Raw genomic sequence first — 23,412 nt, 5'->3', positions numbered from 1 at the left:
GTGAAGATAAAATATAAATTCATAGGTGGAGGAATAAAGATGATAGATACAAAAGAACTGAAGCTTGTAGCAGACAGACTTGGATGTGTAGATGCGCTTATGTCGGACAGGGTGTTTGCAGACAAGGTGCTCAAGGGAGGAAAAGTTGTAAACGTGATCACCAGAGAGATATACGAGGCCGATGTGGCCATATCAGGTGAGTATATACTTATGGTTGGGGACTGCTCGAAGCTGATAGGCGAGAGTACAGAGGTTGTAGACGTAAGCGGAAAACATATAACCCCGGGCTTTATAGACTCGCATATGCACTTCGAGTCGGCCATGCTTACAGCTACGGAGTTTACAAGGCTTTCGCTCCCTACGGGAACTACATGCCTTATTTCAGACCCGCACGAGGTTGGAAACGTGTTCGGAAAGACTGCCATAAAGGCTATGGCGGAGGAGTGCGCAACACTGCCGCACCACGTGTATCTGAGAGTGCCTGCACTGACGCCGGACTGCCCTGGGCTTGAGACAGCTGGAAGGAATCTGGACTCTAGGGATATACCGGAGATGCTGGAATACCCTAAGGTGACTGGGATAGGGGAGATACAGGGAGTTACAGGCATGAAGTTTGTATACGACAACAAGTACGACGTCGTGAAGGACACCATAGCTTCCACAGTCTATGCGAGATCTAAGGGCATGAAAGTGGATGGAAACGCGGCAGAGATATTCGGAGCGGAACTGGCTTCGCATATAATATGCGGCGGAACAGACATATCCTGCCATGAGACTACTTCTAAAGAGGAGTGCGTTGAAAAGCTGAGATATGGTGTTCACGTGCTGATGAGAGAGGGTTCCACCCAGAGCAATATGCCGGAGTGCATAAGGGCCATAACAGAAGAAAAGATGGACTCTAGAAGGGCGCTTCTTGCAACGGATGACATGCTGGCGGAGGACATCATAAAGAAAGGCCATATGAACGACATAATAAGAAGGACTATAGCCGAAGGGGTAGAGCCTGCTGAAGCTATACAGATGGCGACTATAAACGCCTCTACTTGGAACGGGCTAAGCGAGATAGGGATACTGGCTCCAGGAAAGTATGCCGACATAAACGTGATAAGCGGGGAGCTCTCAGATATGAACGTCACAAGCGTATACCTAAAGGGCGAGCATGTGGCTGAAAACGGAGAGCTGCTTATAGACCTGCAGTCTTACACTTACCCTGAAGAAGTAAAGCATACAGTTTTAAGAGACAAGATATCTCCAGACGACTTAAAGATAGCTTCAGACGAAGACGAGGTGATGGCGAACTGCGTTGGGCTTATAGTGCTTCAAAACCTGTCAGAGAAGTACAGAGTGAAGCTTCCTGTGGTGGACGGCTTTGTGCAGTCGAACGAGGAGGATCTACTTCCTGTCGCGGTGGTTGGAAGACATGGACAGGCTGACATAGGAAAGTCCTTCATAAAGGGATTCAATATAGAAGAGGGCGCTTTCGCAGAGACTGTTTCGCACGACACCCACAATCTGATAGTTATAGGAACAAACTACGAGGACATGGCCTTGGCTGTAAACCGTGTAATAGAGATGCAGGGTGGAGTTGCAGTAGCAAAAGGCGGAGAAGTTATAGCCGACATGCCGCTTAGGATATGCGGACTTATGACAGACGAGCTTACAGGTCCAGAGCTTGTAGACAAGACTATAGAGCTTCACGACATAGTCAAGAAAGAGCTTGGATGCGATGTGCCTGCGCCGTTTATGCATTTGGCGTTCCTGTCGCTTGCGACAAGCCCTAAGTGGAAGATAACAGACAAGGGAGTAGTAGATGTGGAAAACTACAGAGTGCTTCCCTCTGTAGAGCCAGTAAAGTAGACTTTAGAAGTCAAAAAGAGATGCCTCTTTAAAAGGCATCTCTTTTTTACGCATATATTTTTATGAAAATTATTCAGAAGCTTTCCCCAAGAGGTAGTTTATAAACTGCTGTGCAGTTCTTCCGGAGATCCCTCCATGCCAAAGCTCCCACTTATTGGCCTCGGCCGCAAGCTCGTCTTCAGACATGGCTATTTCAGGATGCTTTTCTGCAAGCTTTCTCACTATCTCGAGGTATTCAGATCGTGAAGGCTTGGAGTAGTTTATGGTGATTCCAAAGCGGTTCACAAGCGAAAGCTTCTCTTCCATGGAGTCGGACTGATGAAGGCCGCCTTGTGTGACCACGTCCTCCCTGTCTGACCAGTTTTCCTTTATAAGATGCCTTCTGTTGGAAGTGGCGTATATGAGTATGTTTTCAGGCGTTATCTCGAGCCCGCCTTCGATCACAGCTTTAAGGTATTTGTACTCTATCTCGAAGTCCTCGAAGGACAGATCATCCATGTAGATTATAAATCTGTAGTTTCTGTTCTTTACGCTGGCTATTATATTTGAAAGGTGTTTAAACTGGTGCTTGTAAATCTCTATGATTCTGAGCCCCTGGTCGTAGTACTCGTTCAGTATGGCCTTTATGCTAGTGGACTTACCTGTTCCGCTGTCCCCGAAAAGAAGCACATTGTTGGCCTTTCTGCCAGAGACAAAAGCCTCGGTATTCTCCACTAGAGTCTTCTTCTGGATTTCGTAGCCTATAAGGTCGTCAAGATAGACTTCCTGTGTATTGCTTATAGGCTCAAGCTCTGAGGAGCCCTCTTTCAGACGGAAAGCCTTGTTCAGTCCCAGGGTTCCCACGCCGTATTGCCTGTAGAACTCTGTGACAGCCAGAAAGATCTCGTCTTCATCACTAGCATCTCTTATGGCATCTCTCAGGTTTTTGACTTTTACGCTTACAGACTCGTTGTACTTCCTGCTGTCCTTTTTCACAGCTTTGTAGCTGCATATTGTGGAGAAGCAGTCTATGGAGAGCGCATACTCTATATCAGAGAAGTCGTAGTTGAAGAGCTTTTTAAAGAGCTTGAAGTCGTGCTTTGCAAGGCTGTTTACAGACCCTTCGCTTGCTCCGTTCAGCTCACAGACCATGCTGAAAGGCGTCTCGGTAGTTGCAATCATAAAGGCAAGGTAGCTCTGCCACAGGTTGTCGTCGAAGCCGTACTCTGTGGATATCTCAAGCAGTCTGTGAATCTGCGAGTATATATCCGAGACAAGCTGCTCGCTGTTGAAGTTCTTGCCCTCGAACTTTCTGAATATCTCTGAAAGCCCTGAAATGACGCTGTCGTTGCTTATATCCTTGTAGACTATTAGTTTTGAAATTTCACTGTACAAAAAATCACTCCCTTTTATTAATATACTACCACTTTGAGCGAGACAATGGAATCAGGTTATGAGCCATGGCTATTTACTAAATATTAAAAATTTGATAATATTGTGGTTGTGTTGACATTAAAATATAATTATTTGAGGGGGAGAATTTATTGAGAAAAAGATCAAAAAAGATTTCAATCAAGGCAAAACTCTTGGGGATAATGATACTTCTAGTGATCCTGCCGTCGCTAGCGCTTGGAATTATAGCAAGCAATTCCTCAGAAGACAGCCTGAACGGCCAGTATGAAAAGTTTGGCCTGGCGCTTGGGAACGAACTCACAAGGTCGCTAGATCAGTACCTGAGCTACTACGTAGAGAAGACAGAGGCGCTTTCAGAGATGCAGGCCATAAAGGACTACAACTTGGATGGAAGTCCAGAGCGAAGAGAGGCTGCCATATCAGGAATTAAGGGCTTTTTAAGCAGTTTCAAGACACAGAACGCAGTCTTGGCTGATCTGCAAGGCAATATGGACATCATAGAAAAAAGCGGCAAAGTGGGAAATGTAAATGTAAAAGACCAAGAGTGGTTTAAGAAGGTATTGTCGGAGAAAAAAACTTACATATCAGACTTATACGAAGGTTCAGGCAAACAGCTCTTAACAGTAGGAGTACCTATTATGAGAGGGGAAGAGTTAGTAGGTGTAGTTGGGGTTGATATACCTTTAGAGGACATAAACGCAGAGTTTTCAAGCATAAATATAGGGGACACAGGTTTCCCGATACTTGTAGACAGAAACGGAGTAATAGTCGGCACAAAGATGGAGCAGGAGTTCGGAACGGAGTTTGTAGGGAGAGAGAGCTTTATAGACATGGAAGAAGACTTCAAGGTGTTTAGAGATGTCTATGTAAATCCAGAGGGAGAGTCGCAGGAGCAGCTTAAGTTTATAACGAGACTAAAGGGTGCAGACTGGAAGCTTGTAACTATAATTCCAACAGGGGAGATAGCGCAGGATATAAACAAGATGGCAGTGACAATACTTGTGGCTGGTCTTGTGATAGCGGCACTTGGAGTGGTGATATCTATGCTGTTCTCAAACAGCTTTATAAGAATCATAAAGAAACTCTTGGCAGGTGTAAAGCAGATGGCCGAGGGTGATTTTACAGAGAAAATCGAGATAAAGAGCAACGACGAACTTGGAGAGTTGGCGGAGAGCTTCAACGTCATGACAGAAAAGCTGAGTGCGCTGATATCGGATATAAAGTCTGTTTCAAAGGAAGTCTCAAGCTCTTCGCATGCGCTGGCCAAGTCGGCAGAGGCTACAAACATATCTTCGGATGAGATCAGCAGGACGGTTGAGGAGATAGCGCATGGAGCTTCAGAGCAGGCCTCTGACACAGAGAGAGGAGTTTCTCTTGTAACGGAGCTGTCTATGAAACTAGAGGAGCTTCGCTCTAATTCCGAAAACACGCTTGCCTCTGTAGAGAGCATAAACAGCACAAATAGAGAGAGCACGGAAGTGGTCTCAGAGCTCAGAAAGAAGACAGAGCAGAACAACAGAAGCACAAATCAGATAGAAAACGAGATAATAGAGCTGGACTCTGACATAGCGAGGGTAGGGGATATCCTAGCGGCTATAGACTCGATTGCAGAGCAGACGAATCTGCTTGCGCTGAACGCTTCTATAGAGGCAGCCAGGGCAGGCGAGGCTGGGAAAGGATTTGCAGTCGTGGCAGAGGAGATAAGGAAGCTTGCAGAGGAGTCGAAGTCGTCTTCAAACGATATAAAAGACATCATCCTGGCGGTGCAGGGCAAGAGCGGCGAGACTGTAAAGGCTATGGAAGAGGTTAAAGCTATAAATGTCGAGCAAAACGGGGCCGTAGACAAGGTGGGTCATTCGTTTGACACTATTTCAGAACTGATAGAGGACATAAGCATAAAGCTAGAGGAGATGGGTCGATCTATAGAGGACATGAACAGAGACAAGGAAGCAGTTGTATCTGCAATGGAGAACATATCTTCAGTGTCCCAGGAGACAGCCGCAGCCTCTGAGGAAGTTACAGCTTCGGTAGAGCAGCAGTCGCTTGCAAACGACGAGGTGTCCAGGGCGGCAGATTCCCTGAACGAACTTTCAGAAAAGCTTATAGAAGAGATGGATATATTCAAGATAAGAGAGTAGAACGAAAAACCTCCCTGAAAATAAATCAGGGAGGTTTTTTATGTCTGAAATTTTAGTAATTCTTATCAGCGTAAAGTATCCATCCGCCTTCTTTGACAAGCGTCTTGTCGAAAGCGCCGATTTCAAACTTGATTGACTCAGATTTTTCAGCTGAAGACACAGTTAGAGTCTCGTTTTCCACATCTATGTCCACGGAAGTCTCTCCGCCAGAGTAGTCTGCGAAAAGAGAGTCTATAGTCTCTTTTGGAAGCTCTATTGCAAGCATTCCACAGTTGAACATATTCTGTCTGAAAATTCTCGCAAAGTTTTCAGCTATGACCACGTTTATTCCGTTCACCTCAAGAGCCCAAGGTGCGTGCTCTCTAGAAGATCCGCAGCCGAAGTTCTCTCTAGTGATTACAGCCACTTTATCCACGATGTCGTTTTTGTTGTCGAAGCCTGGAAGTGAAAGATCCTCAAGAAGGTACGGCTTAAGAGCTTCTTTTGTGATCTCTGTAAGGTATTTAGCCGGGATTATCTCGTCTGTGTTTATGTCGCTTCTATCTAAAAATAAAACTTTTCCACTAAAATTCTTCATCTCATTTCCCCCAATTCTAGCCTTTGTATAGTTCTGAATTAGTTATTTTTCCTGCAATAGCAGAGGCTGCAGCAGTCGCAGGACTCATAAGGTGAACCATTCCACCTTTACCCATTCTTCCGTTGAAGTTACGGTTTGTAGTAGAAGCGCAGACTTCGCCTTCTGCAAGTATACCGTTGCTCATTCCAAGACAAGCTCCACAAGTAGGGTTTGTAACGCAGAAGCCGGCCTCTTGGAATATCTCTATTATGCCTTCTTTTAGAGCTATAGAGTATATCTCAGGCGTAGCAGGACTCACTATTCCACGCACGCAGTCGCTTATCTTCTTGCCTTTAAGCACAGCCGCAGCAGCTCTAAGGTCTTCTATACGTCCGTTTGTACAGCTTCCTATATACACCTGGTCAACTCTTTCGCCTTCAAGTTCACGAACAGGCTTCACCTGGTCAGGCTTGAATCCGAAAGTCACCATAGGCTCAAGGTCAGATACGTTGTACTCACGCACTTCGTCGTAAGAAGCGTCTTCGTCTGATATCCACTTAGAGTACTCCGCTAGAGCTTCCTCTTTAGAGCTGAACTCGTCTTTTATGAAATCCCAAAGGTATTCCACAGTAGTCATGTCAGGATAGCAAACTCCGCTAGTTCCGCCGGCTTCTATAGCCATATTGCATAGAGTCATACGGGCTTCCATAGACATTTCGTCCACAACAGGTCCTGTAAACTCTATTACCTTGTTTGTAGCGCCGTTTACTGTGAGCTCTTTGATTATAAACAGGATTATGTCTTTTGCGAATACACCTGGCTTAGGCGTTCCGTTTAAAACTATCTTGATAGTCTTAGGAGCACGGAATGCGCATACTCCTTTAAGGATTCCAACTTCAAGGTCAGTAGTTCCGACACCTGCCGCGAAAGCTCCGAAAGCTCCGTGAGTACAAGTGTGGGAGTCGCCCATTATTATAGTGTATCCTGGTCTTACGAATCCTTTTTCAGGGAATATGGCGTGGCATACACCGTTTCTTCCGATGTCAAAGAAGTCTTTTATTCCGTGTCTTCTAGCCCAGTCACGAAGTATTTTTCCCTGCTCTGCAGTCTTAGAGTCCTTTGCAGGAGTTACGTGGTCTATAACGGCCTTTATCTTAGTAGGGTCGAATACCTTGTCCATCCCTCTAGACATAAGGTCTGTAATCGCTATAGGTGTAGTGATTTCATGACAGAAAACTCTGTCTAGTTTCAGTACATGCGTATCAGGAAAAGGCATATCTATCCTGTGCGCGTCAAATATTTTCTCAGCTAATGTTTTCCCCATGGTACATCTCCTTCTTTCTTTAGATTAAATATATTATACTCTATTATGGCAAACATATCGAGTATTTATGCAAACTTGGATTTTTGATTTTCGACCAGCTAAAAAGGGTATAATGATACCTATATATATGTAATCTTAAATTGATATCATGTAAAATTCAGAGTGAAAGGGAGTATAAAATATGGATCTAAAGGGAACTAAAACAGAAAAGAATCTACAGTCTGCATTCGCAGGGGAGTCACAGGCCAGGAATAAATATACCTACTTTGCATCGCAGGCCAGAAAAGAGGGCTACAACCAGATAGCGGACATATTCGAAGAGACTGCCAGAAACGAGAAGGAGCATGCCAAGATATGGTACAAGCTGCTGAACGACGGGGTGAGCTCCACTGAGGAGAACTTGAAGGAAGCCGCAGGCGGGGAGAACTACGAGTGGACCAGCATGTACGACGACTTTGCGAAAGAAGCAAGGGAAGAGGGCTTTGCAACGATTGCTTTTCTGTTTGAGAGCGTAGGCAGAATAGAGAAAGAGCACGAGCAGAGGTATCTAGAGCTTCTTGAAAATCTGAAGCAGAACAAGATATTTGAGAAGCAGGAGAGTGTAACATGGATATGCCAAAACTGCGGGCATACTTACGAGTCGAAAGAGGCGCTTGAGAGATGTCCTGTTTGCGACCATCCCCAAGCCTATTTTGAAGTTAAAAACTGTAGCTACAAGTAGCAGAAAACTCCGATGGATTCCATCGGAGTTTTAAATTTTAAGCCAGGTATTTGGACTCAAGGGCGTCTACAAGCCCCAGATACTTCTCTCTCTGAGCTATGCTCTCAGGGCTGCTTTCAATCTCCTCGAACTGGCTGTCCAGTTTTCCAAGGGTTTCTTTGGCGAGGTTCTTTTCAGCAAAAGTGTAGATGACATTGTCTTCTTTGTGTATATGTTTTGAAAGAAGGTTTGCATAGCCCATGGCATTTGCGATTATGTCCAGTATGCTTTCATAGTCTCCTTCGCTATGGGCTTTTAGGGCCGCTTCCAAGTCCATCATATAGCCTCTTCCAAAGTTATGCTCTATAAGCATGCCCTGTACAGGGCCTTCCCCGATCTTGTCTTTAAGCTCCGCATTCATATCTAAAAAGAGCATGTCCTCTTCCTTTGCATGGTGGTACTTGTCTGCGTAGTTTCGCACGAAGTCGATTATGCTGTACATGTCCTCGTAGGGAACTGAAGCCCCCTTGGTCAGATCAAGGCAGATGGCCCTTATCACAGCCAGCGCCTTCTTTATAACAACATGTTCCTGTTTAAGTATATCTATAGAGTTCATTCTCATCCCGTCCTTATCTAAATGTATTTTCCATAACACAATTATATAGGGAGACTCTAGATAGAGATATGATTGTAATCACAAAATCAAATTTTCACAGGAACTCCATTCACTTCGACTTCATCAGTGATAGGTATGACTATCGACTTTCTTCCGTCCACCAGCTTCGTCTCTAAGAGGTGAGTGGAGTCGGGGTCGACCTTTATAGAGATGCTAGGCGTGCTGACTTCAAAGCTTCTGGTGTTCACCAAATTAGACAGATGAAGCTCCCGCTTTGCAAGCTCTTGGTTCTCGCTGCACTTCTGGTCTAGAGACTCTATTTTTTCGCCAGATACGCCGCTCTCTACAAGCACGGATTTAAGCTCGGCTACATCTATAGTAGGAGGTCTGAGCTCTTCTTTGCTCTCCTCTACCATCTGCCCAAGCTTTTCATTTATACTCCTGACCGTTTCGTAGTCGCAGTCATCCCCTAGAGTCTCCGCTATTATGTCGGTGAATACGTCTTTCTGAAGCTCCGCAGTCAGAGGGGCTTCACATCCAAGCAGGTTTTCTATAAGCTCATCCTGAAGGACTTTCGGATTCTTAGAGTAGTAGAGAATGCTGTTTACATCGGCGCTTCGCTCGTTAAAGGCCGGGAATAGAAAGCCGTTGAGCGGCATGCCCACAACCCAGTCCTGCTTTCTGTGAGAAATTTTGTTTTCATCAGGCTGATAGCTTAAGCCAGCTTTCGAAAGCTCCACAGGGCATATAGAGCAGAGCACACATTTATAGACCTCGTCAGAGGCATCCTCAAGCGTTAGGTTGTCGTTGCTGATTCCAGGAACGTCATAGGCCATATACACCAGCAGCACAAGGTAGTTTCCGGCGTAGTTAAAGGACTTTATGACCTCCTCGTAAAGCCTCATATTCAGCTTGTCATCCCGCAGCTCGCTGTTTTTAAGTTGGATCAAAAAATCGTTTTGGCTGTTTTCAAAGCTGTCGTCCCTTGGGAAGTCTATGTCTAGCAGATTCTTGCCCACAGTCCCTGAGAGAGTCTTCTTGAATATCTCGAAGTACTTAAAGGTCTCTTCTTCCGGAAGCGTCAGAAACGAGTCTGTAAAGACCGTCTTTATACTCTTCTCGCCATCTATATAGCACCCACATATTCTAGAGATAGTGCATCTGTCATGATCAAACTGCTTTCTTATTTCATTTACTTCGCTTTTTTTCAAAATATCACCTTCCAGATACAATTATATATTTATTTCAAGAAATTTTCTAGGACAAGTCATACATATTCACAAAAGGTTCGCGCTACGTTCATACAGCCTACACATTCGAGGGCTAGAATGCATATATGTCAAAGAGAGAGGGGGATCAAGTTGGCGATACAGATATTCAAGCGAAGGGAGCGCAAGTACCTTCTAGAGGAAGCTGTGTTTGAGGAAATGAAAGAGAGGCTCTTGGAGCATATGTACCTGGACGGTCACTCTGGAAGCAAGCGTGGCTACTACATATACAATGTCTACTACGATACCGACCAAGACGAGCTGATAAGGCACTCGATATCGAGCCCATACTACAAGGAGAAGCTGAGGCTCAGAAGCTACTCTGAGATAAGTTCGAGCGATGAACACGTATATATGGAGATCAAGAAGAAAATAGGGGGCGTGGTGTCTAAGCGAAGGATTTCGCTAAAGCTAAGAGACGCAGAGCTGTTCATAGGCCAGGGGAAGCTTCCGAGAGCTGAAGGCTGCATGGACAGGCAGATAGTGGACGAGATAGCGTATCTTCTGAAGAGGCATAGCTTGAAGCCAAAGGTATTTATTGGCTATGAAAGAGTAGCCTACTTCGGAAGAGAGGACAGCAACTTGAGAGTGACATTCGACAGCAGGATAGCCACAAGGAGAAAAGATCTGGACCTGAGCACATCGGATTGTGACGAGCTTTTAATTCCTGACGGCAAGCGTCTTATGGAGGTCAAGTTTTCAGATTCAAGCCCGCTGTGGCTGTCTAAGATGCTTTCAGAGCTTGAAGTTTACAACACCAAGTTCTCCAAGTATGGGAATGAATTCAAGAGATACTGCAACAAGAGCACAAGAAATCTAGAGAGGATGTGATCAAATTGGAAGAACTGCTTTCAGCGTCGGTGGCTGACTCTTTTACGCTTTCAAGCGTGATGACAGTAGTCATATCGGGGCTTGTACTGGGCCTTGCAATAAGCTTGGTCTATATGAAGACATATAGAGATGGGGACTATTCAGGAAATTTTGCCGTCACTATGATAATGTTACCAGCCATAATAGCCATGATAATTCTGCTTGTGGGAAGCAATATAGCCAGGGCATTCAGCCTTGCAGGAGCATTCAGCCTTATAAGGTTTAGGAGCGCACCGGGAGACCCTAAGGATATAGCCTATGTGTTCTTTACACTGGGAGTCGGGCTGGCGTGCGGAATGGGATATATACTTTATGCGGCCATATTCGCCGCGATACTCTGCTTGATTATGGTGCTGCTTGGCATAACAGACTACGGAGCCCATAAAGACAGCTCCATGAAGCTCAAGATAACAGTGCCGGAGAACCTCAACTACAGGGGAGTGTTCGACGAGACATTAAACAAGTATACAGCTAAGTATGTGCTGAGCCAGACAAAGACAACTGAATTTGGAAATCTATTCGAGCTCACCTACATAGTGAATATGAAAGAAGAGTCGGACCAGAAGAATTTCATAGACGAGCTGAGGTGTCTGAATGGAAACCTAAGCATAGCCCTTACGCAGAGGGAATTCAGATAAAATCGAGAAAGAGAAGGTGAGAGAATTGAAAAGAAAATTTGTAAAAGCTGTGTCGCTTATGGCGCTTTCCATTTCACTGGCGTCATGCGCTCAAAACGGAGAATCCAAAGAGACTGAAAGCTCAAATGCAGCAGATGTAAGCTCTACAGATATAGATCTATCGGAGGGTCAGCCAACGGACATAGTAGATGGAGGCAGCTATACTGTAAGTGGGGATTTAAGCGACGGACAGCTTAAAGTGGACACAGATGAAGAGGTGTTTATAGAGCTAGATGGGGTGGATATAACAAACAGCGAAGGTCCTGCGATACAGGTGGACAGCGCAGCGAAGGTCACCATAAGCGCAAAAGCGGGAACCGAGAACAAGCTGTCAGATGGAGGAAGCAGTCAGCTGAATGCGACAGTTTTTTCAAACGACAGCTTGGTGTTTGAGGGCGATGGAAAGCTTGACATAGAAGGTGTCAGCGGAAATGGAATAGAAAGCGACGACGACGTAACGGTGAACAGCTCCAATATCAGCATTTCGGCTCTGAACAACGGAATAAAGGCGAACAGCACTCTCACTGTAAACGGAGGAAGCATAGACGTCTCAAAATCCGAGGAGGGGCTTGAGAGCAAAGCCTCTATAGAGATAAACGGAGGGAGCCTTAATGTATCAGCAAGCGATGACGGGATAAACGCCGCAGAAGACATAACTATAAACGGAGGAGAGGTATACTCTGCTGCCACCAACGGAGACGGCATAGACTCAAACGGGACTATAAACATAAACGGCGGGACAGTGGTGGCTACAGGGGCGGGTATGCCTGAGGCCGGAATAGATTCGGACCAGAATGAATTCAACATAAACGGCGGAACTGTGCTTGCTGCTGGAGGGGACAACAGTGTCCCAAGCGAGGCGACATCCGTGCAGAACTCCGTAATACTAGGGGGAATCAAGAAAAGCGAATTGCTTAGGCTTTCCTCCGAAGATGGCAAGGAAATACTCACTTTCAACAGTGACAAGGAGTACAGCAGCGTGCTGATAAGTACACCTAGCCTGGAGAAAGGATCGACTTACAATTTGTTCAGCACAGCTGAAGTTGCAGGTGGAGAGAGCTTCCACGAACTAAGCATAGGCGGAGAGATTGAGGGCGAAGTGATGGCGGAAAGCTTCACCTTGGAGAACACGGTTACAAATGTAGGGGATGTTCAACGGAAAATGGGTCCTGGAGGAGAGAGGCCTATGCCGGGAGAATTCCCAGGTGGCGAGATGCCGGACGGCAAGGTCATGGAAAACAGATAGGACTAAAGAACTGATTGTATGGATAAGAGGGCATATCCTGGGTATAAATCTAAAACTGGGCTATAATTAACTCTGATTGGGAGGAAAGGTATGGACGAACTGAGCTACAGAAAGATTATAGATGATATGCCAATAGGATATGCTCGCCATAGAATTATACTTGATGAAGAAAACAGGCCGATAGACTATCAGTATATTGAAGTAAACAGGTCATTTGAAGAGCAGACTGGACTAAAAAGGGAAGATATAATCGGGAAGAAGATAACCGAGATTCTGCCGGATATAATAAACTCCGATTTCAACTGGATAGAGTTCTATGGTGAAGTTGCCCTGTCGGGAAGGGCAAAAGAGGTGGAACAATATTCTAAGCCGCTTGGAAGGCACTATAGGGTGAAGACGGAATCGCCTAGGCATGGAGAGTTTATAACCTATATAACTGATATAACCAATGAGAAAAAAGAGGTAGAAGAAAAGCTAAGACTCCTTATGGCGTCAAGCGACATAGTCATCGAACTAGATGAAAACTATATATACACTGACGTATTGGTAGAAGACGAGAGGAGTTTATTTGCTACAAAGGGAAACATAATAGGCAAAAGGGTGGACGAACTTCTCGGGGATGAACTAGGCGAAAGTGTTTTAAATACACTGGAAAAAGCGAAATCAAGTGGAAAGAAGGAATCGCTTGTATATAAGTCGATAGTGGAAGGCGATGATAGATGGTTTTATGCGGAAATAAAGGGCATATCATATGACAAAGCCTTAAAATTTGTCATAAGCGTACACGACATAACCGAGGAAAAGAATCTGAGAGAAGATCTTTTGAAGTCTCAAGCTGAACTAGAGGGTTTTTTTGAAGTCAACTTAGATCTGCTCTGTATAGCGGACTTGGAAGGTCGATTTATAAAAGTCAACAGAGAGTGGGAGGAAATACTTGGATACTCAAGAGAGGAGATTGAGGGCAGTCTGTTCTTTGACTATATCCACCCAGAAGACCTAGAGGGGACTTTGAAAGCCACTGAAAAACTAAGCTACGGCAGCAGCATAAAGGGATTTGTGAACAGATACCGTTCGAAAGATGGATTGTATAGGTATATAGAGTGGCGGTCCAACTTTGAAAACGGATATATATATGCAGCGGCGAGGGATATAACCGATAGAATAAATCTAGAGACCAGGCTCGAAGCTGAGAAAGAGTTTTTGAGGAGAATGTTGCTTTCGATAGGAGATGGTGTGCTATCGATAGGGAGCGACAACAGGGTGAGGGTGATAAACAAGGTAGCAAAGCGCTTGCTTGGATGCGAAGGTTCAGGTGCAGAAGGCAAGCTGCTTGGCGATGTACTCGAGCTTTACAGCCTAGAGGAGAGTGACAGAATAGTAGACTTGAACTTATGTAGCCCCGAGGAGTTTGGAGAGCTGAGGGAAGGCTTACTGAAGTCGAAAAATGGCCGGGAATATGTGGTTGAATACAGGCTAAACAATATGCCCAAGACAGATAAGTGTGCAGAGGGGACTATCATAGTTTTCAGAGACATCTCCGCCCAAAAGGAGAAGCAAGAAAAGGTGGAGTACCTTAGCTACCACGATCAATTGACAGGACTCTACAATCGCCGCTTTTTTGAAGAAGAGCTAAAGCGACTAGATCACTCCAGGAATCTGCCTCTTAGCCTGATAATGATAGACGTAAATGGACTTAAGCTTACAAACGATGCCTTTGGACATAAAGCGGGAGACCAGCTTTTAAAAAGGATATCAGAGACTCTAAAGCGAGCCTGCAGAGCTGACGACATAATCTCTAGAGTTGGGGGAGACGAGTTTGCGGTGATACTCCCTAACACATATGAAAGGGAGGCTAAATCTTTTGTAGGAAGAATCTACATGGAAGCTAAAAAAGAGGACATAAACCATATAGTCGTGTCGCTTTCGGCCGGATGTGGAACTAAAACAAACATAAACGAGAATGTGGAAAAGGCACTTAAGCGGGCGGAAGACGGGATGTACAAGAGAAAGCTAAGTGAAAGTCCAGCTATGAGAAAAAAGACTTTAGGAAAAGTCATAGCCAAGTTTTTTGAGACCGATATAACTGGAAGGAAGCACTCAAAAGATGTGAGTGAGATCATGGGGAAGTTCGGAGAAGCTATGGGCTTTGACGCTGAAAAAGTGGAGCAGTTAAGGATGATAGGAAAAGTCCACGACATAGGGTTAATAGTCCTAGACTCCAGCACTTTGAATAAAAGCGACAGTTTAAGTGAAAGAGAAATAGAGGAAATCAGAAGACACCCAGAAGTGGGTTACCAGATACTGAGGTCTGTGACGCACCTAGCTCCTATAGCCGAATACGTTCTAAGTCATCACGAAAGAATAGATGGAAATGGTTACCCTAACAGACTGAAGGGAGAAAAAATACCGCTGGAGTCCAGAATGTTGACAATAGTGGATGCCTATAGCGCTATGACTAACGAGAGAGTTTACAAGCATAAGCTGAACAGACAAGAAGCCATAGACGAGCTAGAGAGGAATATGGGGACACAATTTGACTCTGAGCTGACAAGGGTATTTATAGACAAAGTGTTGAAAAAGCAGAGAGCAAAGTAGGGTTTTGAAAACAGAATAACTAAGTGGCTAGATTTCAGATGGGAATTGGATATATTTATATCCAATTCCCTTTTTGTTTTAGGTCCAAAGGACTATCTGAATGTATAAAAGAGAGTATAGGGGGTATAAACTATAAGATTACACTATGGAAGGATGGGAAAGATGAAGAAGCATAGATATTTTATAGGGGTAGCGCTGATTATAGCCACTGTACTGCTTATGGTCACGGGATGCTCTAGCACCGACAAAGAGGCTGATCTGCTAGACCCCGACAAGCCTATAACAGTAACTGTATGGCATTATTACAACGGGTATATAAAAGAGAAGTTTGATACAGCAGTTGCGGAGTTTAACGAGACTGTGGGAATGGAAAAGGGAATAGTTATAGATGCCAAGAGTCAAGCAGATGCAGAGCAGTTGGATATAGAGGTGCTCAATGCAGCAAATGGGTCTATGGGAGCATCTTTGATGCCGGACATATTTGCGGCATATCCAGAGAGCGCTTTTCAAGTCAAGAACGTAAAAGAGCTTGTAAGCCTTGACGAATATTTTAGCGAGGAAGAATTGTCAGAGTACAGAGAAGAGTTTTTAGAGGAGGGGAAGATTGCATCAGACGGCAAGGTCTATATAATGCCTGTCGCAAAGTCGACTGAAAACCTCTACGTAAACAAGACGTTGTGGGATGAATTTGCTGAAAAAAATGGATTTCAGCCGTCGGATCTGCAAACCTGGGAAGGCCTAGTTGAAGTAGCCGAAGCATACTACAAAGAAACTGGAGAAGGTTTTTTTGGAATAAATGAAAATGTGAACTATATGATTCAGTCGTCAGTCCAGCTTGGAGGAGAGATGTTCGACTACAGTGAAGACGGAACAGCAGAGTTTGCACTGTCCAAGGAGATAGCTAAAAAGATATGGCAAAACTACTATGTCCCATATATAAAGGGGCATTTCGTAAAGACTGGACGCTTTAGCTCAGACGATGTCAGGACGGGAACGTCGATAGCTTATACAGGCTCTACAGGAGGAGCATCTTATTTCCCAGAAGAGGTGACTCTTGATCAGGGGGATGTAGTGCCTATAGAACCTATGATACTTCCTTATCCTTATTTTGAAGATGGAAAAAAGTATGCAGTCCAAAGAGGTGCAGGAATGTGCATAGTTAAAAGCGACAGGGCTCATGAATATGCATCAGCAGAGTTTTTAAGGTGGTTTACGGATACAGAAAGAAATGTAAACTTTGCGATATCAACAGGGTATTTTCCTGTAAAAAATGAAGCGTTGAAAGAAGAGGTGTTGATAGAGGCACTGGAATCAGCAGAAATAGCTAGTCCGGCGGTAAAAGCTTCGATTATAACTACAAAAGAAATGTTAAAAGACTACAGCTTCTACAACTCCAAGCCGTTTGAAAAAAGCTATGAGGCCAAGACCATACTGGAATCTCACCTCATAGACAGGGTTAGGCGTGACTTGGAGTTGATTAAGGAGAGGGAAGCCGAAGGACAGCTGAGAGAGCAGATTATAGAGAGCTTGTCTAGTGACGAGAGCTTTGAAACGTGGTATAGTTCCTTAAGAGAACAGATAAACAAGACAATAAAAAAGTAAGGGTGTATAAAGATGAAAAAAATATTTAGGCACAAGAACTCTCTGCTGTTCAAGCTTACAACTTTTGGTGCTGGGATAGTTGTTATGCAGTCTACGCTGCTTATGGCTGTGCTTATACTTGGAGGAGTTCTAGAGGAGACGAGACTGAATGCCTATGAAAACTTCAACAATAGAGTTGAAGAGAGAAAGTCATATCTAGAGCTGGAGATGAAAAATCGCTGGACAAATATAGACCCTTTTATAAATCAAATATCACTTAAACTCTCAGAAGACTACAGTTCGGATCAAGAGCTGCTCAAAAGTGTATCCAAGGACATTGTAGATATGCTTCGGACTACACAGACTACGGGAGTCTACTTGATTTTGGCAGACGATATGAGCAAAGAAAGCTACCCAGCGCTTCACATCAGGGATTACGATCCTCAGACCAATAACTATTCATATAGCGACCTTTACATGGTAGTGGGGCCTTCAGAAGTGGCGAAGGAGCTTAAAGCCCCCTTGGACAGGACGTGGAGCTATGACTTTATGCTTACCGATACAAACAGGGATTTCTTTATGAAGCCGTACCAGATAGGATTTGGGCAGTCGGATATTTCATACGACTCAAAACTTATGGGGTATTGGAGCGAGCCGTTTAAGATGTCTGAAAAAGACCTGGAGGTCATGACATACAGCATGCCTATATTCGACTCGAAAAACAGCTTCAGAGGCGTCATAGGAGTAGAACTGACGCTTAACTACTTGGCCAATATGATACCTTCGACAGAGATACAGGAAAAAGATTCTCTAGGCTATATGATTCTAAACAGAGAAGAAAGCGACAGAGATATGGAACCAAAAGTTACAGTGGGGTCATTCCAGAAGAGGCTCATAGACAAAGAAGACGGGCTTTCGCTTATCGAAAAGAACGAACAGTTCGGTCTATACGAAGTGGATAGCTACAGTGGCAAAGAAGATATATATGCAAGTGTAGAAGAGTTTAAGCTTTACCAGCCAAACACCCCGTTTGAGTCAGAGCACTGGTATATAGCTGGATTTGCAAAGGAAGACAATCTGCTCTCCCATGTCCAGTATATCCAGAAACTGCTATGGTTTTCATTTGGGGTTGCGCTTGCACTGGGTACAGTAGGCGGAGCTTTTTTCAGCTATAGAGCTTCCAAGCCGATTCTTGAACTGTCGGAAGACTTCCGCTCGAGAAAGAGAGACGAAAAGTTGAAGCTTAGGGCTACAGGACTTTTTGAAGTGGATGAGCTTGCGAAAGCTATGGAGGAGTCGAACAATGAACGCATTGAGTCGGCCTCGAGGCTTTCAAGGATAATAGACCTTCTAGACATGCCTATAGGTGCATTTGAAATCAAGAGCAACTCTGGAACTGTCTTTGTGACCGAGAAGCTTCCGAGAATTCTTGGGCTGGACTCAACAGATAGAGAAGCGTTTCAGAATAAAATAAAAGAGATAATGGAGCACCCTGAAAAAGACGAGGAAGACGTCTACAGGATAGAGGGAATGCCCAGGAAGTGGGTCAAGCTAAATACGACAGAAACAGAGACAACTGTAATAGGCGTGGCTGAAGACGTTACAGAGGAGATGGAGGAGAAGCTGGAGATTCTAAAAGAAAGGGATATAGATCCTCTGACAAAACTGCTCAATAGAAAGGCTTTTAAAAGCTATATGGAAAGTATACTAGACAGTACAGATCTAAAGGCTACAGCGCTTGTTATGTTCGACCTGGACAATTTAAAATCTGTAAACGATACTTACGGACATAAATGGGGAGACTACTATATAGTAGAGGGAGTGAATCAGCTTAAAAATATAGCTGATAGAGACAAGATGCTTCTTGGAAGAAGGTCCGGAGATGAGTTCGTACTCCTCCTACATGGATTCGATAGTAAGCTTGAAGTCAGAGAGTGCATGGATATGTTCTACAGTCGGCTTAAAGACTTGCCACTTAAGTTTCCAGACGGAGCAATCCGTTCACTGGGCATCTCGGGGGGCCTAGTCTGGATTGAAAGCTGGCCAGGGAACTATGATGAATTGCTGCACAGGGCTGATGAGGCGCTGTATGAATCCAAGTCAAAGAGAAAAGGCTCTTGGACAGAGGATATGTAAAAGAAAAATAGATTATCTATGACGAGCAGAGAGGCTATGGAGTTTATAAATTTCATTAGACAAGGAGGTTGGACTATGCCAGAGGATAGATCAAACAAGGTCAGTTGCAGCAACTACAGATGCGAGATTGAGATCACGCTAGAAGTTCTAAGCGGGAAGTGGAAAGCCCTGATACTTTGGAATCTCAGCAATCATGAGCCGATTAGATTCAATGAGTTCAAGAAGCTGATACCGGAGATAACCCAGAAGATGCTCACTCAGCAGCTGAGGGACTTGACGAAGAACGGGCTTGTTGAAAAAACTATTTACCCTCAAGTTCCACCCATGGTCGAGTATTCGCTTACTCCAATGGGAAAAGAGCTAGTTCCAATACTGGAGGCTATGGACAACTGGGGTAAAAAGTTCGTGGACAAGTTCAAATATCGACGTGGACTTCCCAAATAGCATTGGGAATATTTAAAGGCTGAAGTAGACTTTTAAGTCAACTTCAGCCTTTTGAGCTTACATGAAAAAGTTTTACTTTGAATCTTCGTTTATAACCAAAGCCAGCAGAGTCCAGCCTGGAATATAGGCTGCCCAGACTATATTTTTAAGCCATGTCACATAGACAGAAGAGTAGTATGGATGGAAAAGGGAGTAGGCCACACCTATATCACATATATACATAAGAATCCCAGAAATAGCTATAAGATAGGATGTCTTTTGGGAAAAATAGCCCCGAAAGACTGTACATATGGCTGTCCAAGTCATGTAGCTAAGCATAGATCCAAACACAAGTGCCATGGGCGCCATGATACCTTCAAGATGCGGAAAAAGATCTAGGTATACGGCAGAGAATATCCCCACCACAGGCACGGCCGCCAAAAGCTCTTCTTTTCCAAGCTTGAAATTTCGCTGGTATGCCAAGATCAGGCAGACATATGCCAGCATAAAGCCAAGTATTCCGAACATAGACAAGTCCATATTTAGGCTGTCTATAGTGGTGGAGAAGACTAGGAAAAAATCGGCTATGACTAGAAAAAGAAATGAGAGAGACATGATTTTCTGTTCAGGCTTTCTTTTCTTGACTACAGCAGTAGAAAGAGCTAGAGAAACCATAAGTACATACCTGGTGTACTGTACAATTTCCGAATTTGGGAAAGCTCTGTCAAACAAAAGTATCAAAATTGTAAAAGGTATATAGATCGATAAGAGTATTCTTTGGCTATTGCTCAACATAAAGCCTCCTTTGTCTGTTATGAACCTAATATAGTTTCTAAGCATTCATCGCAAAGTCTATAAGTTTTAGGTTTTTTACGAATCACCTCAACGTAACCTTCATCTACCAAATAATCCATAGCTTTATTGACTATATGTCTAGATTTATTTGATATCTCCATTAAATCTTGAAGTGACAGAGTAGCCCCCTCTTTAAAGAAAACACTTAGACTGACCATCAAGTTCAGCATGATGCTTTCGTTGTTGTGATCCTTCCAGATGTCCTTTTTAAAGTAGGCTTCTATACGCTCAAGCTTTATTAGACTGAGTTCAAGGTCTTCTATGACTCCTGCCTGACCATCTGAGAGCAATTCTAGAACGCTGATAAGATAGAAGGTCATATCGCCACGGTTTAGCGGGAAGGCTATCTCCTCAAGGGATTTATAGTATTTTGATTTGTCCTTATTCACAGCATAGGAGAAGGTTATAGCTGAATACTTCTCCAGATATCTAGACAGATAGCTTCCCACAATCAGTCTCCCAGTTCGACCATTCCCGTCATAGAATGGATGTATATACTCATAGTAGTAGTGGGCTACCATGTATCGGTAGAGCTCAGGATGAGATATATCGCTTAGGTAATGCACAAGTGATCCCAGCGCTTCCACTATTTTTTCTTCTGAGCTTAAGCCTATATGAGTGGTGACATTACCGTTGTTTATCTCTACATATCCTTTCCTGAATAACTCTCCGTCCAGCGTATCGTCAGACTCTATTTCATCTGATACCAATTCATCATATAGCTTTCGGAAGTCCTCGACATTATCAAACGGCTTTATACGGTCTATATAGCTATAGGTCTTCATAAGCCCCACAAATCTCTTGTTTTTAGGGCTAGCTTTTTCCAGCTCACTAAGCGCTTCTTTCAGTTCTTTCTTAGTGCTTCTAACACCTTCGATTTCATTGCTGCTTTGAGCCTCGTTGACAATTAGCTTTTTAAAATATGAATCCACTACAAATGGAGGAAGCTGGCTTATAAGCGATGAGACCTTGGCGCTGTTAAGCAGCACTTCGCTATGCAGCATCATTAAATCGTGAGTATTTACATAGAATAGCTCAAATAAATCATCTGTGACATTTCCTTTCTTAAAACCCAGAATCTTCAGCGAAGTCAGATAGCTTCCATATCCGCACTTTCTTTTTTCGACTTCGTCTTTATAGGAGGAGTCTAATTTGTAATATAGCTTGGATAGCTTCTCATATTTCATAAAATCACCTCTTCTATTTTTAAAAAACTGGACTTTTTTAAATTATCACATAATTATATCATTATTTTAGAGCTTATATTATAAAAAATAAAGACTACTTTGGGAAAATGAAGTAATAATTTCGCACTATAAATTTGTGAAAGCGGGAGTTGAATATTTCTATGTATAGAACAAAACTCTTTTAGGAGTTTTGTCGAAAGGGTGCTGCACCGTCTCGATTTTTTAACTTTAAGGATTGTAAACGAAGAAGGCCTCAAAAAGGCCTCCGTTATTTGTGGTACGGTTCTCCGTACTGTGTCTATAGGAGGCTTTAAGTTAAAAAATAGAGCTTCAATTATTTTTTTTCGTGCATCACGTATAATGTGGCTTCAATTAACAACTCTTGTTCGTCGTATTTCATGCCATTATCAAGTACTATTTTTGGTTTTACTCACGCTTCTGTTTCTTTAAAGAGCATATCTTTTAAAGTGAGTTTTAGTTTAGAAATAAATCTTTCATGTAAATCCTTATTTCTACTGTCTCATAACTCAAACTCTAAGTACCTAATAGATGATTCAAGAATTGACTTTATATAGTCATTTAGGAGTTTTCTCATATTTTTAGTAAAGCTTTTTTATTAGGTATATATGCTATTTGACTCTATATAGTCGTGTAATGAATATATATTTGCAATATAAGGACTATATAAGCTAAAATCTAAGATATGGAAAACTGTTTTGGGAGAGAAATCTGCTTTGGCAATAAAATGTAATATTCCTATATTCAGCAATATCTGATAATGACACATAATGATTTATTAAAAGGGGTATGCATAAAAATGAATAATTTAAATAATATACCAAAATCACTTAAAGTAGACAGTAGATATCTTGAGCAGATGTTAGATATGAAGAACCTTACTAATAGCTATAAGATATTGTGGCTATATTCCATATATAAAGAAGTTATTAGAGATAAGAATGAAGCAACAGTTAAGAAACTTATATCAAGAATGGTAGGGCTTGCTTGGCACCCTGTTATATACTATAAGCTTAACTTGGGCGTTCAAGATAAAATAAGTGATATAGTATTGTATATAAACGATAGACTAAAAGTATCAAGAGAAGAAACTGAAGAATATGTGTATGATTTTGTTCTTAACAGTAAAGATAAAGAATTGAATAAAAAATTAAATAAAATAAGTCTATATGTTCCTTATAGGCTTGTACGCCCTTTTTATGATAAACATATAAAGAATAGGGAAAGCTTTATCGGCAGAAAATTAAACGACTATGAAATTAATGACTATATTACAGAGTTGCTAAATGCAGATAATAAACCATTCTATAGAATCGATAAAAAGGACAAGAAGATTATATTTGGGGAATGTTGGTCTGAATATATTAAAGATAATCAGGCAATTATTCAAGGGTGGTTAAACTATAAGCTTATTTACTATTTGCAAAGTAAAAATCCTAATACCCCATCAATACCTTTCAAGATATCCCCTCCAGCTAAGCGTGATTTAACCAAGGCTAAGAATTACTGGAAGATTATTAGAAGTGAGATTCAAATTATAGATATATATACAAATAAGCTACTAGACAAAACAAATTTTAATAATTACGGAGAGATAAGTATAGACCATTTTATACCATGGAGCTTTGTTTTACACGATGAATTATGGAATTTAATCCCTACATTTAAATGTGTTAATAGCTCTAAAGGGAATAATCTACCTGATTTGAAAGAGTACTATGATGAATTCTGTGAACTCCAATATAGAGCTTTTACTATAGCGAGGAATAGTAATAAAATATCCTCTAATCATTTAGAGGACTATTTCAATGTAAACAAAGAGCTTTATAATATGGATATAAGTGATAAAAATTCAAAAAAAATATTCATTGCCTCTTTAAAAGATACGATAACACCACTTCATAAAATTGCCAACAATCAAGGGTATAGCAGTTGGTCGTGTAAAGGTTAGGCTTAATACTGTCAAAACCGAT

The 23,412-nt window shown here is 42.7% G+C and carries 18 protein-coding genes; 11 read left to right on the top strand and 7 right to left on the bottom strand.

Annotation, left to right across the window (positions count from 1 at the left end):
* Positions 1-39 precede the first annotated feature (39 nt).
* Positions 40-1,857 carry an adenine deaminase gene (locus tag EUAN_RS02040; protein WP_071061238.1) on the top strand — a complete coding sequence of 606 codons (1,818 nt, stop codon included), beginning with the start codon at positions 40-42 and terminating at the stop codon, positions 1,855-1,857.
* A gap of 69 nt (positions 1,858-1,926) precedes the next feature.
* On the opposite strand, the gene EUAN_RS02035 is transcribed toward EUAN_RS02040, so the two are convergent.
* On the bottom strand, positions 1,927-3,231 hold the full coding sequence (locus EUAN_RS02035) for an ATP-binding protein (RefSeq protein WP_071061115.1): 1,305 nt from the start codon (positions 3,229-3,231) through the stop codon (positions 1,927-1,929).
* 149 nt (positions 3,232-3,380) lie between these two features.
* Here EUAN_RS02035 and EUAN_RS02030 point away from each other — a divergent pair, with 149 nt between their 5' ends.
* Positions 3,381-5,387, top strand: coding sequence for a methyl-accepting chemotaxis protein (locus EUAN_RS02030; RefSeq protein ID WP_071061113.1), 2,007 nt, complete (start codon positions 3,381-3,383; stop codon positions 5,385-5,387).
* Positions 5,388-5,439: 52 nt separating this feature from the next.
* Here the strand turns inward: EUAN_RS02030 and EUAN_RS02025 are convergent, their stop codons facing one another.
* Complete coding sequence (locus tag EUAN_RS02025) at positions 5,440-5,964, bottom strand: 3-isopropylmalate dehydratase small subunit (RefSeq protein ID WP_071061111.1); 525 nt, start codon at positions 5,962-5,964, stop codon at positions 5,440-5,442.
* A 16-nt stretch (positions 5,965-5,980) separates the two neighbouring features.
* Positions 5,981-7,267, bottom strand: a complete 1,287-nt coding sequence (locus tag EUAN_RS02020) for a 3-isopropylmalate dehydratase large subunit (RefSeq protein ID WP_071061109.1) — start codon at positions 7,265-7,267, stop codon at positions 5,981-5,983.
* 181 nt (positions 7,268-7,448) lie between these two features.
* Here EUAN_RS02020 and rbr point away from each other — a divergent pair, with 181 nt between their 5' ends.
* Positions 7,449-7,988 (top strand): rubrerythrin, encoded by a 540-nt coding sequence (gene rbr, locus EUAN_RS02015; protein WP_071061107.1) that lies wholly within the window; start codon positions 7,449-7,451, stop codon positions 7,986-7,988.
* A 37-nt stretch (positions 7,989-8,025) separates the two neighbouring features.
* On the opposite strand, the gene EUAN_RS02010 is transcribed toward rbr, so the two are convergent.
* Together EUAN_RS02010 and EUAN_RS02005 are read right to left on the bottom strand one after the other, a co-directional pair.
* Entirely contained in the window at positions 8,026-8,583 is a 558-nt protein-coding gene (locus EUAN_RS02010) for a hemerythrin domain-containing protein (RefSeq protein WP_071061106.1), read from the bottom strand.
* Positions 8,584-8,669: 86 nt separating this feature from the next.
* Complete coding sequence (locus EUAN_RS02005) at positions 8,670-9,794, bottom strand: DUF4317 domain-containing protein (protein ID WP_071061104.1); 1,125 nt, start codon at positions 9,792-9,794, stop codon at positions 8,670-8,672.
* Positions 9,795-9,944: 150 nt separating this feature from the next.
* Here EUAN_RS02005 and EUAN_RS02000 point away from each other — a divergent pair, with 150 nt between their 5' ends.
* The 7 genes from EUAN_RS02000 to EUAN_RS01970 all read left to right on the top strand — a co-directional run bounded on the left by EUAN_RS02000 (position 9,945) and on the right by EUAN_RS01970 (position 19,400).
* Positions 9,945-10,682: a polyphosphate polymerase domain-containing protein gene (locus tag EUAN_RS02000; protein ID WP_071061102.1), complete on the top strand. Its 738-nt coding sequence runs from the start codon at positions 9,945-9,947 to the stop codon at positions 10,680-10,682.
* Between the two features lie 5 nt (positions 10,683-10,687).
* Positions 10,688-11,359 carry a DUF4956 domain-containing protein gene (locus tag EUAN_RS01995; protein ID WP_211266247.1) on the top strand — a complete coding sequence of 224 codons (672 nt, stop codon included), beginning with the start codon at positions 10,688-10,690 and terminating at the stop codon, positions 11,357-11,359.
* A gap of 25 nt (positions 11,360-11,384) precedes the next feature.
* Positions 11,385-12,644 (top strand): carbohydrate-binding domain-containing protein, encoded by a 1,260-nt coding sequence (locus EUAN_RS01990; protein ID WP_071061100.1) that lies wholly within the window; start codon positions 11,385-11,387, stop codon positions 12,642-12,644.
* Positions 12,645-12,734: 90 nt separating this feature from the next.
* On the top strand, positions 12,735-15,239 hold the full coding sequence (locus EUAN_RS01985; RefSeq protein ID WP_071061098.1) for a PAS domain S-box protein: 2,505 nt from the start codon (positions 12,735-12,737) through the stop codon (positions 15,237-15,239).
* 162 nt (positions 15,240-15,401) lie between these two features.
* Complete coding sequence (locus EUAN_RS01980) at positions 15,402-16,841, top strand: extracellular solute-binding protein (RefSeq protein ID WP_071061234.1); 1,440 nt, start codon at positions 15,402-15,404, stop codon at positions 16,839-16,841.
* A 12-nt stretch (positions 16,842-16,853) separates the two neighbouring features.
* On the top strand, positions 16,854-18,956 hold the full coding sequence (locus EUAN_RS01975) for a diguanylate cyclase domain-containing protein (protein ID WP_071061097.1): 2,103 nt from the start codon (positions 16,854-16,856) through the stop codon (positions 18,954-18,956).
* 75 nt (positions 18,957-19,031) lie between these two features.
* The gene (locus tag EUAN_RS01970) at positions 19,032-19,400 is read left to right on the top strand and encodes a winged helix-turn-helix transcriptional regulator (protein ID WP_071061095.1); all 369 of its coding nucleotides are present in this window, start codon (positions 19,032-19,034) and stop codon (positions 19,398-19,400) included.
* 72 nt (positions 19,401-19,472) lie between these two features.
* Here the strand turns inward: EUAN_RS01970 and EUAN_RS01965 are convergent, their stop codons facing one another.
* Positions 19,473-20,171, bottom strand: coding sequence for a lysoplasmalogenase family protein (locus EUAN_RS01965; protein WP_071061092.1), 699 nt, complete (start codon positions 20,169-20,171; stop codon positions 19,473-19,475).
* A gap of 20 nt (positions 20,172-20,191) precedes the next feature.
* Positions 20,192-21,421 carry a Fic family protein gene (locus tag EUAN_RS01960; protein ID WP_071061090.1) on the bottom strand — a complete coding sequence of 410 codons (1,230 nt, stop codon included), beginning with the start codon at positions 21,419-21,421 and terminating at the stop codon, positions 20,192-20,194.
* An 817-nt stretch (positions 21,422-22,238) separates the two neighbouring features.
* Between EUAN_RS01960 and EUAN_RS01955 the strand changes: the two genes are divergently transcribed.
* A complete protein-coding gene (locus tag EUAN_RS01955; RefSeq protein WP_071061088.1) occupies positions 22,239-23,390 on the top strand; it encodes an HNH endonuclease domain-containing protein in 1,152 nt (383 codons plus the stop codon).
* Positions 23,391-23,412 lie beyond the last annotated feature (22 nt).

Origin of the sequence: Andreesenia angusta (genome assembly GCF_001855385.1) — a bacterium.
Classification (GTDB): Bacteria; Bacillota; Clostridia; order Tissierellales; family Gottschalkiaceae; genus Andreesenia; species Andreesenia angusta.
Note: the sequence above shows the minus strand (reverse complement) of the source record. Positions and strands in the feature narration are given on the sequence as shown.